Source organism: Streptomyces sp. NPDC018000 (genome assembly GCF_044328025.1).
In the GTDB taxonomy this organism is placed as follows: domain Bacteria; phylum Actinomycetota; class Actinomycetes; order Streptomycetales; family Streptomycetaceae; genus Streptomyces.
This window is the reverse complement of the sequence record NZ_JBIRGM010000001.1, coordinates 784,820-800,647: the sequence shown is the minus strand read 5'-3', so window position 1 is coordinate 800,647 and position 15,828 is coordinate 784,820. Positions and strand designations below refer to the sequence as shown.

The window sequence follows — 15,828 nt, the reverse complement described above, 5'->3', positions numbered from 1 at the left end:
CGCAAGGTGGACGTCGGCACCTGCATGCCGTACGGAAACCCTGTGTTGCCTTGCGATCAGGGCGAATACCGGAATTGACACGTCCCGGCCGGGTGACCGACGCCACACGGTTGAGCGGTATGAATCACCCTTGAGCGGGTTCGGCTCCGCCGGTTGCACGACGCGGAGGGCATGGCCGACCGCCGGAACGGGCTTGCGGACCAAGCCCGTCCGGCGGCCGGTGCGGGGTCTAGAACGGGTTGAAATCGTCGAACTCGCGCTGCGCCTCGTCGCGTTCCGCCTCACGGTCGCGACGGCGCTGTGCTGCCGGGCGCGGCGCTTCGAAACGGTGGTCCTCGCCACGCCGGCCGAGCATCTCCGCACCCGCCGCCATGGTCGGCTCCCAGTCGAAGACGACCGCGTTGTCCTCGGCACCGATGGCCACGCCGTCACCCGCACGGGCACCGGCCTTCACCAGCTCGTCCTCGACACCGAGACGGTTGAGACGGTCCGCCAGGTAGCCGACGGCCTCGTCGTTGTTGAAGTCGGTCTGCCGGATCCAGCGCTCCGGCTTCTCACCGCGCACCCGGTAGAGCCCGTCCTCCTCCTTCTGGACGGTGAAGCCCGCGTCGTCGACGGCCTTCGGGCGGATGACGATACGGGTCGCCACCTCCACGGGCTTGGCCGCACGCGCCTCGGCGATGACGCCCGCGAGCGCGAAGGAGAGCTCCTTCAGTCCGGTATGAGCGACGGCGGACACCTCGAAGACGCGGTAGCCGCGCGCCTCCAGGTCCGGGCGGATCATGTCGGCGAGGTCCTGGCCGTCCGGGATGTCGATCTTGTTGAGGACGACAATGCGGGGCCGGTCCTCCAGGCCGCCGTACTGCTTCAGCTCCTCCTCGATCATGTCGAGGTCGGAGACGGGGTCGCGGTCGGACTCCAGCGTCGCGGTGTCCAGTACGTGCACGAGCACCGAGCAGCGCTCCACGTGCCGCAGGAACTCCAGGCCGAGGCCCCGGCCCTGGCTGGCGCCCGGGATCAGGCCCGGGACGTCGGCGATGGTGTAGACGGTGCTGCCTGCGGTGACCACGCCGAGGTTCGGGACGAGGGTCGTGAAGGGGTAGTCGGCAATCTTCGGCTTGGCTGCCGACAGGACGGAGATCAGCGAGGACTTGCCGGCGCTCGGGTAGCCCACCAGCGCGACATCGGCGACGGTCTTGAGCTCCAGGACGACGTCCCGGGCCTCACCCGGCTCGCCGAGCAGCGCGAAGCCGGGGGCCTTGCGCCGGGCGGAGGCCAGCGCGGCGTTGCCGAGGCCGCCGCGGCCACCCTGTCCGGCGACGAACGTGGTGCCCTGGCCGACCAGGTCGGCCAGTACGTTGCCGTCCCTGTCGAGCACGACCGTGCCGTCGGGCACCGGCAGGACCAGGTCCTGCCCGTCCTTGCCGGACCGGTTGTCGCCCGCGCCGGGCTGCCCGTTGGTGGCCTTGCGGTGGGGGCTGTGGTGGTAGTCGAGGAGCGTGGTGATGTCCTGGTCGACGACCAGGGTCACATCGCCGCCACGGCCGCCGTTGCCGCCGTCGGGACCGCCGAGCGGTTTGAACTTCTCACGGTGTACGGAGGCGCAGCCGTGGCCTCCGTTACCCGCGGCGACATGCAGCTCGACGCGGTCCACGAAGGTGGTCATGGTGGGAACCTCCAGTTACATACATGCAGAAATATCTCACTCGTGCTGTCCCGCATAGGAGAAAGCCGTCTCTCATGGGAGAAACACGCGAGAGGCGGACCCGCTTCCCGTACGGGAAGTGAGGTCCGCCTCCGCAGAAACCGCTCGACGAGCGCCGAAAATCAGCCGGCGATCGGAACGATGTTCACGACCTTGCGGCCACGGTGCGTGCCGAACTCGACCGCACCGGCGGCGAGAGCGAACAGCGTGTCGTCGCCGCCACGGCCGACGCCCGTGCCCGGGTGGAAGTGGGTGCCGCGCTGGCGGACCAGGATCTCACCGGCGTTGACGGCCTGACCGCCGAAGCGCTTCACGCCGAGCCGCTGAGCATTGGAATCGCGCCCGTTCCGGGTGGACGATGCGCCCTTCTTGTGTGCCATGTCTCCTCAGTCCCTTACTTCGCAGCCGCGGGGATACCGGTGACCTTGATCGCCGTGTACTGCTGGCGGTGACCCTGGCGACGGCGGTAGCCGGTCTTGTTCTTGTAGCGAAGGATGTCGATCTTCGCGCCCTTGTGGTGGTCCACGACCTCGGCCTGGACCTTGATCCCGGCCAGCACCCACGGGTCGCTGGTCACGGCGTCGCCGTCGACCACGAGCAGGGTCGAGAGCTCGACCGTGTCGCCAACCTGGGCAGTGGAAATCTTGTCAACCTCAACGATGTCACCGACAGCAACCTTGTGCTGGCGGCCACCGCTGCGCACGATGGCGTACACGCGGATCTCTCTCTCGCTCGGACGAAGCCCCTGATGCCAGCCGCTCACACGGGCCGGAGCCCGAGATGATCCGAATGGACGAGCGGCCTCTCACCAATGAAGGGAGGGGGTTGCTCAGGGACAGGCGCATACGGAAACACGCCGAAGGGCAAGATTACGGGCCCCCGTCCGGAGGGTCAAACCGGACCCTCTCTCCTTGCCCTCCGCTCCCCGCGCCCTTCCCGGGCCCGGCGACGGCTCCGGCCGGCTTCCTGACGTATGGGTACGGTGTGGACCCGCACAAGCGCCGTGCAGTGCGCACGGGCCGTGGAGCGGGCGATGCGGACGGCATCCCCAGCCGCTACCGGGGCGATCCGCGACGGCCGGTGGGCCACACCCATGTCAGGTGTGGCCCACCGGCCGTCGTGCGGTGCCGGACGGCCACGGAGGAGTCCTCCGCCGACCGTGGACGAGGTCGTTACACCTCGGTGCCGGCCGAGACCGAGGGCTGCGGCGACTGCTCCGCGGCGGCCGTCTTCTTCGCCGCCGCCTTCTTGACCGTCGTCTTCTTCGCGGCGGTCTTCTTGGCAGCCGTCTTCTTGGCAGCCGTCTTCTTGGTGGCTGCCTTCTTGGCGGTCGCCTTCTTCGCGGTCTTGCGGACCGCCTTCTTGGCCGGGGCCTCCGCTTCCGCGGCTTCCGGGGTTTCCGCGGCTTCCGGGGCTTCCGGGGCTTCAGCAGGCTCGGTGGCGGGCTTCGGCTCCGGGGAGCCGGTCACCACGACGACCTCTGCCGCATCCGCACCTGCGGGCGAGCCCGCGGGGGCGGTGACCTTGCGGGTCACCCGACGACGGGCACGCGGCGGTGCAGCCTCGGGTACCACCTCTTCGGGCGCTGCCTCGGGCTGCGGAGCCTCGACGACCGGGGCCTCCTCGGCGACCGGGGCCGCCACCGATACCAGCACCTCGACCGGCTCGACCTGCTCGGCAGGGGCAGGCGGGCCCGCCGGGGCGGTCGCCTTCCGGGTGGCCCGACGGCGCGTACGACCCTGAGGGGCCTCGGCCGCAGGGGCCTCGACGACCACCGGGATCTCGGCGGCCGGCTCGGCCTCCACGACCGGCTCGGGCTCCACGACCACAACCGGCTCCCCGACCACAACCGGCTCCACGACCACGACCGGCTCCGGCTCCGGCTCGACGACCGGGGCCGGTGCTGCTGCGGCCTTCGGGGCGCCGGCCGGGGCCGTTGCCTTACGAGTCGCGCGGCGCCGGCCTCGGCCGCGCGAGGCGGCTGCTTCGGCCTCGGCGGCGCTGCTGTACAGCTCCTCGTCCGGGACGAACTCCGGCTCGGGCAGCGCCACCGGTGCGGCCACCTCGGCAGCCACCTCGGCCTCGGTCTCGATCTCGGCCACGTGTTCGTGGTCCACGCCGCCCCGGCCGCGCTTCTTGGAACGCTTGCCGTTACCGCCGCCACCGACCGAGGTCGGCTGCTCCATGTGCACGATCACGCCGCGCCCGTTGCAGTGGACACAGGTCTCGGAGAAGGACTCCAGCAGGCCCTGGCCCACCCGCTTACGGGTCATCTGGACCAGGCCCAGCGAGGTGACCTCGGCGACCTGGTGCTTCGTACGGTCGCGCCCCAGGCACTCCAGCAGGCGCCGCAGCACCAGGTCCCGGTTGGACTCCAGCACCATGTCGATGAAGTCGACGACGACGATGCCACCGAGGTCGCGCAGCCGCAGCTGGCGCACGATCTCCTCGGCCGCCTCCAGGTTGTTCTTGGTGACGGTCTCTTCGAGGTTGCCGCCCTGACCGGTGAACTTGCCGGTGTTGACGTCGACGACGACCATCGCCTCGGTCTTGTCGATCACCAGCGAGCCGCCGCTCGGCAGATAGACCTTCCGGTCCAGCGCCTTCATCAGCTGCTCGTCGATCCGGTACGTCGCGAAGATGTCGACCTCGGAGGTCCACCGCGACAGGCGGTCCGTCAGGTCCGGCGCCACCTGCGAGACGTAACCGTGGATGGTCTCCCACGCGTCGTTTCCGCTGACGATGACCTTGGAGAAGTCCTCGTTGAAGATGTCGCGGACGACCCGGACGGTCATGTCCGGCTCACCGTAGAGCAGCGTCGGCGCGTTGGAGCTGCCGCTGCTCTTCGACTTCTTCCGGATGTCCTCCCACTGCTGCTGCAGCCGCTCGACATCGCGCCGCAGCTCGTCCTCGCTCGCGCCCTCCGCCGCGGTACGGACGATGACGCCCGCGTCCTCGGGAACGATCTTCTTGAGGATGGTCTTCAGCCGGGCCCGCTCGGTGTCGGGCAGCTTGCGGCTGATGCCGGTCATCGAGCCCTCGGGCACATAGACCAGGTAGCGGCCGGGCAGCGAGACCTGGCTGGTCAGGCGGGCGCCCTTGTGGCCGATCGGGTCCTTGGTCACCTGGACGAGGACGGACTGGCCGGACTTGAGCGCGGTCTCGATACGGCGCGGCCCGTGGGCCATGCCGAGCGCCTCGAAGTTCACCTCACCGGCGTACAGGACGGCGTTGCGGCCCTTGCCGATGTCGACGAAGGCGGCCTCCATGGACGGCAGTACGTTCTGCACCTTGCCCAGGTAGACGTTGCCGACGTAGCTGGTGGCCTGCTCCTTGTTGACGTAGTGCTCGACGAGCACGTTGTCCTCGAGGACGCCGATCTGGGTGCGCTCGCCGTTCTGGCGGACGACCATCACGCGCTCGACAGCCTCGCGGCGCGCCAGGAACTCGGCCTCGGTGATGATCGGGACGCGACGGCGGCCCTGCTCACGGCCCTCGCGGCGACGCTGCTTCTTCGCCTCCATACGGGTCGAGCCCTTGATGGACTGGACCTCGTCGAAGCCGGTGCCGGGCTCCCGCTCTTCCTTCCTGCGGGGCTCGCGGACCTTGACGACCGTACGCTCCGGGTCGTCCGTGACGATGTCGGCTTCGGACAGGACGTCACCGCTGCGACGGCGACGACGGCGACGACGTCGGCTGCTGCTGCTGGGTCCGGTGACGGACGCCTCGTGGTCCTCGGCCTCCTCGGATTCCTCGGACTCCTGGGCGCTTTCCTGCTCCTCCTCGGCGTGCCCGGCGGCGGCCTCGTCGCCGAGCTGCTCCGCGGCCTCGTCACCCTCGGCGGTCTCGCCACGACGGCGGCGACGGCCTCCGCGACGGCGACGGCGCGAGGGCCGGTCCCCGTACTCGTCCGTCTCCTCGCCCTCGCCCTCGTGCTCGGCCTCGGCCTCGCTCTGCGGCTCGGACTCCTCCTCGGCGTACTCCTCCACCGCGGCAGCCGCAGCCGGCTCGGGCTCGGCTGCCTCACCGCGACGGCGGCGACGGCGGCGTGAACCGGCCTGCGGCGCGGCCTCGGTGGCGGCGGTCGGTTCCTCGACCGTCTCGGTCTCTTCCTCGACCTCTTCGTGACGCGATGCGGCAGCGGCGGCCGCCGCGGTCTCCGGGGTCTGGAACATCGGCTCGGCGAAGACCGGCGCCTGGAACACGGCCACGGCAGGGCGCGTCTCGCGCCGGCTCTTGCGGACGGGCTCCTCGACCCTGCCGGTGAACTCGGGCCGGCCCGCGGCGGCGGTGGCCCGGCGGCGCTGACGGCCACGCGGTGCGGCGTCCTCGGCCTCGGCGGGCTCGGCGGCCGGCTCCCCGGCAGCGGCCTCGGGCAGGCTCTCGCCGGTTTCGGCGGTGTCCTCGGTGGCCTTCGGCGCACCCGCCGGAGCGGTCGCCTTACGGACCGCACGACGACGCGGACGCGCCGACGGCGCCTCCACGACCTCGGCGGTCTCGGTGACGGCCTCTTCTGCTTCGTCTGCTTCTGCGGGCGCGGCCGGGGCCTCGGTGGACTGCGGTGCACCGGCCGGAGCCGATGCCCTGCGCCGGGTGCGGCCGCGCGGCGCGGCAGCGGGCTCGGTGGCTGCGGCGGCCGGCTCGGGCTCGGCACTCGCCACGGGCGTCGCTTCCTCGACGATCTCGACGGCCTCGGCGGCCTTCGGCGCACCCGCCGGGGCAGTCGCCTTACGGACCGCACGACGACGCGGACGCGCCGACGGCGCCTCCACGACCTCGGCCTCGGGCTCGACCGCGGCCTCGACGATCTCGACGGCCTCGGCGGCCTTCGGCGCACCCGCCGGAGCGGTCGCCTTACGGACCGCACGACGACGCGGACGCGCCGACGGCGCCTCCACGACCTCGGCGGTCTCGACGACCTCGGCGCTCGCGGCAGGCTCCACGACCTCTACTGCCTCGGCAGCCTTCGGCGCACCCGCTGGAGCGGTCGCCTTGCGCACCGCACGACGACGCGGACGCGCGGGCGGCACGGCTTCCGCCGCCGGAGCGCTCTCGGCGTCGGTGGTGGTGGTGTCGGACACTGCGGCGTCAACGGCCGGTATGGCCTGAGCGTCCGCCACCGGCGGGCCGGCCGGGCGGGACGCGGCGCGGCGCCTGCGGCGCGGCGGCAGCTTGTCTCCGGGTGCGTTGTTCTCTTCGGCGTTCCCGGTCGTGCCGGGTTCGATGGACTGGGGCATGCGGGCGGTTCTCCCGTCAGGCTCCCGGGCGCCGCGTCTGATTCCGGTTCGGCACGGTCCGCGCGATGTACGCGAGACCGCCGTCCGGGGCGCGGGCGCCGCACGGGAACTCAATGTCTGGCTCGCCGGTTCCGTACGCGATGTGCGTACGGCCTGGCGAAAGTCTTATTGGGTCATCGCGCGGCCCGACCCAGGTGGCTCCCGAGTCTCAGGACTGCGCTGCAACGACCGCCTTACGCGGAACCTGCACCTTCAGGCGCCGTCGCGACGGCGGTCCCGGTGGCTGCGAGTGGAGCGGCCGGGGCTGCCTCGCGGTCAGGCGCGAGCGGGTCGGTCACCGTGCCGGACTCCTCGTCGAAGAGCCCCTGCGCCAGCCTGGTCACCGCTGCGGGGACCGGCGGCGCCAGGTCGGCCACAACGCGGAGACCGGACAGGACGTCGTCAGGTCGCACGGCAGGTGTCACGTGCCGAACAACCAGCCGCAGTATCGCACAGGGCTTGTCCTCGGTCCTATCAAGCTGTGGATCAAGAGCCTGCAGGTCGACCACGGCGGCGCGGGCATCGAAGGTACGCATGCCGTTCTTCGCCCGGCGCTGGACCTCGACGGTCTGCGCCGAGTTGAAGGCGGATACGGCCTCGGCGGCCTCCTCGACGGGAACTCCGTCGAGACGCAGCTCCCAGACAGAGGCGGTCAGTCGCTCGGCGAGACCCGAGGTGCGGGCCTCCACGGCGTCGGTGATGTCGAGACCGTCCGGCAACGAGGCGTCGAGCAGCTCGCGCAGGACGGCCGGATCCCGGGCCTCGGTGAGGGCGATCTCCAGGAACTCGGCCTCACTGCCCGTGCCGGTGGGGGCGGCATTGGCGTACGACACCTTCGGGTGCGGGGTAAAGCCCGCCGAGTAGGCCATGGGGACCTCGGAGCGGCGCAGTGCCCGCTCGAAGGCGCGCTGGAAGTCGCGGTGGCTGGTGAACCGGAGGCGGCCGCGCTTGGTGTAGCGCAGTCGGATGCGCTGCACCGCCGGTGCGGGCGGCGGGCCTTCGGGCTGTCGCTTGCCCAGTGGTTCTTCTCCTCGGTGCGGGGCGGACGCGGTGGCGCGCCGCCCTCGAAATGCGGGTGGCCCGGGGTGCCCGGTCCGGCTCACCCCCGCTCGGCGTATTTTTCTCCGAGCGAGGAGATCTCTGGTCCGGGCGCCGCGCTGGGCACAGTCGATGTACTACCCAGAGTACGCGCAAGGGGGCTCCCCGGTTCCCGGGGCTCGGGCACCCTCGGCCCGCCGACCAGTGCCCGCCATGCGTCACGGCGCGCCCGGACACGGCGCACTCCTCGCGTCCAGCCCTCGGTCCACTCCTGCATCGAGTCGCTCCGCAACCCGAGCGTCAGTCAAATCCTGTGGAACGGATTTGCTTCAGCGCTCAAGGGCGGCCTTCTCCAGCTGGGCGGCGATGCCCTGCCGGTCGATCTGGATCCAGTACTCGACGATCAGGCCGTCCTCGATGCGATAGACCGCGCTGGTAACCGCCGTGACCTCCGCTCCGGTTGGCGCGTGGTGGTCGATGGGTCCGACGTGGCGTCCGATTTGGGTCCAGCGAGCGTAGACCCGGTCCCCTTCGGCGATGAGCTCGTCCACGGTCAGCTCGAAGGTGCCGTAGGCGTCGAGCATCTCCTGAACGTGTTCGGCGTACTGCTGCGGGGTGCGCTCCACAACCATCGGCGTCTCCGAGACGACCTGGTGAGCCAGGACATGGCCGGCCATGAAACGGTCGGCCCAGTCGGGTCGCCTGCCCGATCGCACCTGCAGAAGGAACTGGCGGACTGTGTCTTTGGCGCTGGTCACCGGCCTATTCTGGCATTGCCCTCATACCGCGCGAGCTTCGGGTGGTTCGACTGGGTGGCCGCGTTCGAAGCGTGCTCCGGCTCGGAACCCGGATGGCACCGCCGCTGGTCACGACTACTTCTTGACCGTGAGCGGGAGGAGCTTCTTGCCGGTCGGGCCGATCTGGATGCTGGTGTCCATCTGCGGGCAGACGCCACAGTCGAAGCACGGGGTCCAGCGGCAGTCCTCGACCTCGGTCTCGTCGAGCGCGTCCTGCCAGTCCTCCCAGAGCCAGTCCTTGTCGAGACCGGAGTCCAGGTGGTCCCAGGGCAGGACTTCTTCGTAGCTGCGCTCACGGGTGGTGTACCAGTCGACGTCCACGCCGTACTCGGGCAGCGTCTTCTCGGCGGCGGTCATCCAGCGGTCGTAGCTGAAGTGCTCGCGCCAGCCGTCGAAGCGCCCGCCGGACTCGTAGACCGCGCGGATGACGGAGCCGACGCGGCGGTCACCGCGCGAGAGGAGGCCCTCGACGATGCCGGGCTTGCCGTCGTGGTAGCGGAAGCCGATCGAGCGGCCGTACTTCTTGTCGCCGCGGATCTTGTCGCGGAGCTTGGCCAGCCGGGCGTCGGTCTCCTCGGCGCTGAGCTGCGGGGCCCACTGGAACGGCGTGTGCGGCTTGGGCACGAAGCCGCCGATGGAGACGGTGCAGCGGATGTCGTTCTGGCCGGAGACCTCGCGGCCCTTGGCGATCACATTGACCGCCATGTCACCGATCTGGAGAACGTCCTCGTCGGTCTCGGTGGGCAGACCGCACATGAAGTACAGCTTCACCTGGCGCCAGCCGTTGCCATACGCGGTGGCGACGGTACGGATGAGGTCCTCTTCCGAGACCATCTTGTTGATGACCTTGCGCATGCGCTCGGAGCCGCCCTCGGGGGCGAAGGTGAGTCCGGAGCGACGGCCGTTGCGGGTCAGCTCGTTGGCCAGGTCCACGTTGAACGCGTCGACGCGGGTCGAAGGCAGCGAGAGACCGATCTTGTCCTCGGTGTACCGGTCGGCGAGGCCCTTGGCGATCTCGCCGATCTCGGTGTGGTCCGCGGAGGAGAGCGAGAGCAGGCCGACCTCTTCGAAGCCGGTCGCCTTCAGACCCTTCTCGACCATTTCGCCGATGCCGGTGATGCTTCGCTCCCGCACGGGGCGCGTGATCATGCCGGCCTGACAGAAACGGCAGCCGCGGGTGCAGCCGCGGAAGATCTCGACGGACATCCGCTCGTGGACGGTCTCGGCGAGGGGCACGAGGGGCTGCTTCGGGTACGGCCACTCGTCGAGGTCCATCACGGTGTGCTTGGACACCCGCCACGGCACACCCGACTTGTTGGGTACGACACGGCCGATGCGCCCGTCCGGGAGGTACTCGACGTCGTAGAAGCCCGGGACGTAGACGCCACCGGTCTTCGCGAGGCGGAACAGCACCTCCTCGCGACCGCCGGGGCGCCCCGCGGCCTTCCAGGAGCGGATGATCTCGGTGATCTCCAGGACCGCCTGCTCGCCGTCGCCGACGACCGCACAGTCGATGAACTCCGCGATCGGCTCGGGGTTGAACGCGGCATGACCGCCGGCCAGCACGATCGGGTCGTCGACGGTGCGGTCCCTGGCGTCCAGCGGGATGCCCGCGAGATCCAGGGCAGTGAGCATGTTGGTGTAGCCGAGCTCGGTGGAGAAGCTCAGCCCGAAGACGTCGAACGCCTTGACCGGGCGGTGGCTGTCCACGGTGAACTGCGGGACCTTGTGCTCGCGCATCAGCTCTTCGAGGTCCGGCCACACGCTGTACGTGCGCTCGGCGAGGACGCCCTGGCGCTCGTTGAGCACCTCGTAAAGAATCATGACGCCCTGGTTGGGGAGTCCGACCTCGTATGCATCGGGGTACATCAGCGCCCAGCGGACGTCGCATTCGTCCCACGGCTTGACGGTGGAGTTCAGCTCACCGCCGACGTACTGGATGGGCTTCTGCACATGCGGGAGCAGAGCTTCGAGCTGTGGGAAGACCGAATCGACAGACATCGCGAACTTTCGAGAGCCGGCAGGGGTGACCATCAAGCGTACCCCGGTGCCCAGCCTTCCAGCGCCGCCCGCAACCGTGGCCGGGACGCCCGCTTCCACACCTCTGGCAGCTCCCGTTCCTCGGCCGCGGCACTCGCCTCCTCCCGCCCGTACAGCAGTCCCCAGGTGAACGCCGGCTCCCCCGCCGCGTGTGCCTGGACGGCCAGGGTGCGCAGGGCGTCGCGGGCCACCACGCTGTCCTGGTGGTCGCCGAGGAGGGTCTGGAGGTCCTTCATCCGTTTGGCGAACCGCATGGCCGGCTTCCCGATCGCGGGCCGGGCCGCCTCCGCCGCGTAACGGGCGCGCTTGGCGGCCTTGCGGGCGTCGTGCAGCGCGAGGTCCCGGTCGTGGCCGGGCGGGAGCTCCAAGGCATGGCCGACGCGGGTCGTCAGGCGCTCGTACTCCCTCAGCACGGCTCGGGGCAGCGCCTGCTCGGGGGCGCGGGACGCGGCGGGCAGCAGCGGCGGGGCGGCGAGCAGGGCGTCCAGGCTCTCCAGGAGCGCCAGATACCGCTTCCCGTCGAGTACGCCGACGGTCCGGCGCCGTGAGCCGCCCCGGCGGGCCGCCGACCAGATCCGGAGCCGGCCTCGGACGGGGCCGAGGATCAGGGTGCCGGGCAGGGCGTCGAGGCGGGCGCGCAGACGGGCGTCGAGGACCTCCTGGTCGCGGTCGACACCGAGCTCGGCGGCCAGCCACTTCAGCTCTGCGCCGAGCGGGTCGGTGACGCCGCGGTCGAGGATCTTCCGGTACGTCCGCATCGCGCTGCGCAGTCTGCGGGTGGCGACCCGCATCTGGTGCACGGAGTCGGGGAGGTCGCGGCGTACGGCGGGGTCGAGTGTGACGATCGCCTCGGTCTGGTGGCGGATGTATGCGAGGACGTGATCGCCCGCGGTGGGCTGCCCGGTCCTTCCGCCTGCACCCTTGTCCGGCTTCCGCTCCGGCGCGGTCTCGGCGAGCGCCCTGGCCAGCTTGGAAGGCGATGCGGACGGGCGGACATCGGCCTTGCGCAGCCGGCGTTCGACGGCGTCCAGGAAGGCGGGGTCGCCGTCGTCGGCGAGTTCGACCTCGATCTCGGTCCAGGCGGCCGTGGCGCTGCCACCCGTCAGCCGTTCGGCCCGCACGGTGTCGATGCTGACCTCGGCGAGCAGCGCGCCCTCGGCATCGAGCAGGTGGTGGACATCGCGGGCGGTGCGCAGCTGTACGACGGGGACCAGTTCGCGCTTCCGGACCCGGGAGCGCAGCAGACCGGCGAGGGAGCTCGGCAGGGTGCCGGAGAGCGGTTCCCGGAGCTCGTCCCGGATACCGGATGCGACCGGGAATTTGAGGTGCCAGCCGGCGTCGCTCCCGCCGGTGCGGCGGCGCAGGGTGAGGGAGCCCGCCGCGAGCCGGAGGTCCTCGGTGTCGTAATAGACGGCGTCCAGTTCGCTGACGCCCCGGTGGGCGACGGCCGAGACCCCGGCCACCCGGCTCAGGTCGGGGAGCCGGGTTTCCGCGGTGGCTTCGTACTTCCGCTCGATCTCACGCTTCGAGTCCGCCATGACCCGAATCTAGACGTATTGCTCGCGAATGGGCAGTGCTCCCGTTCCGGCTCAGGCACCTATCGGCCGCTGCACCCTGATCGACTGGAGCAGTCCGACGGCCACCCAGACGGCGAACATCGAGGTCCCTCCGTACGAGACGAACGGCAGCGGAAGCCCTGCGACCGGCATGATGCCGAGCGTCATCCCGATGTTCTCGAACGACTGGAAGGCGAACCAGGCGATGATTCCGGCGGCGACGATCGTGCCGTACAGCTCGGTCGTCTCGCGGGCGATCCGGCAGGCGCGCCACAGGACGACGCCGAGCAGGACGAGGATCAGCCCGGCACCCAGGAAGCCGAGCTCCTCGCCCGCGACGGTGAAGACGAAGTCGGTCTGCTGCTCGGGAACGAACTGGCCGGTGGTCTGGCTGCCCTGGAAGAGGCCGGTTCCGGTGAGGCCGCCGGAACCGATCGCGATGCGCGCCTGGTTCGTGTTGTAGCCGACACCCGCCGGGTCGAGCGCGGGGTTGGCGAACGCGGCGAAGCGGGCGATCTGGTAGTCGTCGAGCAGGCCGAGCTGCCAGACGGCGACGGCGCCGGCCGCGCCCGCGCCGAGGAGGCCGAAGACCCAGCGGTTCGAAGCGCCGGAGGCGAGGAGCACACCGAGCACGATGACGGCCATGACCATCACGGAGCCGAGGTCCGGCATCCCCATGACGATGATCATCGGAATGGCCGCGAGGCCGAGTGCCTTGGCGACGGTCCAGTGGTCGGGGTGGAGCTGGTCGCCCGCGTCGACGCGCTCGGCGAGCAGCCTCGCCATGATCAGGATGATGGTGATCTTGGTGAACTCGGACGGCTGGAGGGAGAACCCGCCGCCGATGATGATCCAGGCGTGCGCGCCGTTGACGGTGGCGCCGAGTGGGGTGAGGACCGCCAGTACGAGGATCACCGAGAGGCCGTAGAGGATCGGGACGGCGCCGCGCAGGGTGCGGTGGCCGAGCCAGATCGTGCCGACCATCAGGGCGAAGCCGATGCCGGTGTTGAGGACGTGCCGGAGGAGGAAGTAGTACGGGTCGCCGTGGGTGAGCGAGTCACGGCCCCGGGTCGCCGAGTAGACCAGAAGCGAGCCGATGAAGGAGAGCGCGATCGCGGACCCGAGCAGCGGCCAGTCGAGTTTGCGTACGACGGAGTCGCGGGCGATGAGTTTGCCCCAGGCGGAGCGCTCTGGGGTGTACCGCGAGACGGAGAAGTCGGCCATCAGTCGCGCCTCCCGAGCACTGCCGCGAGGGTCTGCTCCTCCGGGGTCTTCTGCGAGTTCGGGTCGTACGGCTTGATCTGCGGGGCGTCGATCGAGCCGTCGTGCTGGATCTTCGGCAGGGACTTCTGCGGGGTGGGCAGCAGAGCCTTCTTGAGGTCCTGCTTGCCGGAGTCGTCGAGTCCGTAGAGCGCGTCGTAGATGTTGCGGACGGCGGGCCCGGAGGCGCCGGAGCCCGTACCACCCTGGGAGATCGTCATGACGATCGAGTAGTCCTTGGTGTACGTGGCGAACCACGAGGTCGTCTGCTTGCCGTAGACCTCGGCCGTACCCGTCTTGGCGTGCATCGGGATCTTGTCCTGCGGCCAGCCGCCGAATCGCCAGGCGGCCGAACCGCGGGTCGCGACTCCCGCGAGGGCCTGGTCGATCTCGTTGCGGGTCTTGCGCGTGAAGGGCAGCTTGCCGTGCGACTTGGGCTTGATCTCCTCGACGCTCTTGCCATCGCCGCTGACGATCGCCTTGCCGACGGTGGGGTTGTAGAGCGTGCCGCCGTTGGAGATCGCGGCGTAGATGGTCGCCATCTGGATCGGGGTGACGAGGGTGTCGCCCTGGCCGATCGAGTAGTTGACGGAGTCACCGGCGCGCATCCTGTCGCCTTCGAGGCAGTTCTCGTACGCGATCTGCTCGACGTATGTGCCGTCCTTCTTGCCCTGCTTGCACCAGGCATCCTTGTTCGCTTTGTAGAAGTCCTGCTTCCACTTGCGGTCGGGGACGCGGCCGGTGACCTCGTTGGGGAGGTCGATGCCGGTCTCCTTGCCGAGGCCGAACTGGTGGGCGGTCTTGTAGAACCAGTCCTTGGGGTGCTTCTTCGGCTTGATGCCGCCGTCCTTCAGCCACTCCTTGTGTGCGATGCCGTAGTAGACGGTGTCGCAGGAGACTTCGAGGGCCCGGCCGATGGTGATGGAGCCGTAGCCCTGGGACTCGAAGTTCTTGAAGGTCTGCCCGCCGACGTTGTACGAGCTGGGGCAGGGGTAGTTGCCGTCGAAGGGATAGCCGGCGTTGACCGCGGCGGTCGAGGAGATGACCTTGAAGATCGAGCCGGGGGCGGCCTGGCCCTGGATGGCCCGGTTCAGCAGCGGGAAGTTGGACTTCTTGCCGGTGAGCTCGGCGTAGTCCTTGGCCGAGATGCCGCCGACCCAGGCGTTGGGGTCGTAGTTCGGCAGGGAGGCCATCGCGACGACCCGGCCGGTCTTGGCCTCCATGACGACGACGGCACCGGAGTCGGCCTTGTAGTTCTCACCGGTGTTCTTGTCGAACGACTGACGGGCCGTCTTCATTGCCTCGTTGAGCTCGTACTCGGCGACGGCCTGGACCCTGGCGTCTATGGAGGTGACGACACTGGCCCCGGGCTTCGCCTCGTCGTTCTTCGCCTGGCCGATGACCCGGCCGAGGTTGTCGACCTCGTAGCGGGTGACACCGGCCTTGCCGCGCAGTTCCTTGTCGTACGTGCGCTCCAGGCCGGAGCGGCCGACCTGGTCGGAACGCAGGTACGGCGAGTCGGTGTCCTGGGCCTTGGTGATCTCTTCGTCGGTGACGGGCGAGAGATAGCCGAGAACCTGGGCGGTGTTGGCCTTGCCGGGCGCGGGGTAGCGACGTACGGCGGTCGGCTCGGCGGTGACGCCGGGAAAGTCCTCGGCGCGTTCGCGGATCTGGAGGGCCTGCTGGGTGGTGGCCTCGTCGGTGACCGGGATCGGCTGGTACGGCGAGCCGTTCCAGCAGGGCTGCGGGGTCTTCGCGTCGCAGAGCCGGACCTTGTCGAAAACCTCCTTGGGCTTCATGTCGAGGACATCGGCGAGCCGGGTCAGGACGCCCTTGCCGTCGTTCTCCATCTTCATCAGCTCGGTGCGGCTGACGGAGACGACCAGGCGGGTCTCGTTGTCGGCGAGAGGCACGCCGCGCGCGTCGAGGATCGAGCCGCGGGCCGCGGGCTGGACGACCTGCTGGACGTGGTTGTTCTTCGCCTTCTCGCTGTACTCCTGGCCGTTGCGGATCTGGAGGTACCAGAGGCGCCCGCCGAGGGTGAGCAGCAGGGAGAAGACGAGGACCTGAATAACGACGAGGCGGATCTGGACCCGTTGGGTCCGGCCGGTCTCGGGGATATTGCTCACGGGGCGCCCCCGGGGGTGATCGGGCCG

General features: G+C 70.0%; 10 protein-coding genes. All 10 read right to left on the bottom strand.

Features of this window, described 5'->3' with window-relative positions; all coding sequences use genetic code 11:
* Nucleotides 1-229 precede the first annotated feature (229 nt).
* The 10 genes from obgE to mrdA all read right to left on the bottom strand — a co-directional run bounded on the left by obgE (nt 230) and on the right by mrdA (nt 15,801).
* Nucleotides 230-1,666 carry a GTPase ObgE gene (gene obgE / locus ACH4EW_RS03800; protein WP_398250842.1) on the bottom strand — a complete coding sequence of 479 codons (1,437 nt, stop codon included), beginning with the start codon at nt 1,664-1,666 and terminating at the stop codon, nt 230-232.
* A gap of 161 nt (nt 1,667-1,827) precedes the next feature.
* Nucleotides 1,828-2,085 carry a 50S ribosomal protein L27 gene (rpmA, locus tag ACH4EW_RS03795; RefSeq protein ID WP_018103204.1) on the bottom strand — a complete coding sequence of 86 codons (258 nt, stop codon included), beginning with the start codon at nt 2,083-2,085 and terminating at the stop codon, nt 1,828-1,830.
* A 14-nt stretch (nt 2,086-2,099) separates the two neighbouring features.
* Nucleotides 2,100-2,420 (bottom strand): 50S ribosomal protein L21, encoded by a 321-nt coding sequence (gene rplU, locus ACH4EW_RS03790; RefSeq protein WP_030921216.1) that lies wholly within the window; start codon nt 2,418-2,420, stop codon nt 2,100-2,102.
* Between the two features lie 457 nt (nt 2,421-2,877).
* Nucleotides 2,878-6,942, bottom strand: coding sequence for an Rne/Rng family ribonuclease (locus ACH4EW_RS03785; RefSeq protein ID WP_398250837.1), 4,065 nt, complete (start codon nt 6,940-6,942; stop codon nt 2,878-2,880).
* 233 nt (nt 6,943-7,175) lie between these two features.
* Nucleotides 7,176-7,958, bottom strand: coding sequence for a TIGR03936 family radical SAM-associated protein (locus ACH4EW_RS03780; protein ID WP_398250834.1), 783 nt, complete (start codon nt 7,956-7,958; stop codon nt 7,176-7,178).
* A gap of 390 nt (nt 7,959-8,348) precedes the next feature.
* Nucleotides 8,349-8,777, bottom strand: coding sequence for an ester cyclase (locus tag ACH4EW_RS03775; RefSeq protein ID WP_398250832.1), 429 nt, complete (start codon nt 8,775-8,777; stop codon nt 8,349-8,351).
* Between the two features lie 114 nt (nt 8,778-8,891).
* Entirely contained in the window at nt 8,892-10,817 is a 1,926-nt protein-coding gene (locus ACH4EW_RS03770; protein ID WP_398250830.1) for a TIGR03960 family B12-binding radical SAM protein, read from the bottom strand.
* A 32-nt stretch (nt 10,818-10,849) separates the two neighbouring features.
* Nucleotides 10,850-12,394, bottom strand: coding sequence for a CHAD domain-containing protein (locus ACH4EW_RS03765; protein ID WP_398250828.1), 1,545 nt, complete (start codon nt 12,392-12,394; stop codon nt 10,850-10,852).
* Between the two features lie 51 nt (nt 12,395-12,445).
* The gene (gene rodA / locus ACH4EW_RS03760) at nt 12,446-13,636 is read right to left on the bottom strand and encodes a rod shape-determining protein RodA (RefSeq protein ID WP_398250826.1); all 1,191 of its coding nucleotides are present in this window, start codon (nt 13,634-13,636) and stop codon (nt 12,446-12,448) included.
* Nucleotides 13,636-15,801, bottom strand: a complete 2,166-nt coding sequence (gene mrdA, locus ACH4EW_RS03755) for a penicillin-binding protein 2 (protein WP_398250824.1) — start codon at nt 15,799-15,801, stop codon at nt 13,636-13,638. Before mrdA ends, rodA begins: the two co-directional genes overlap by 1 nt.
* Between the last annotated feature and the right edge of the window lie 27 nt (nt 15,802-15,828).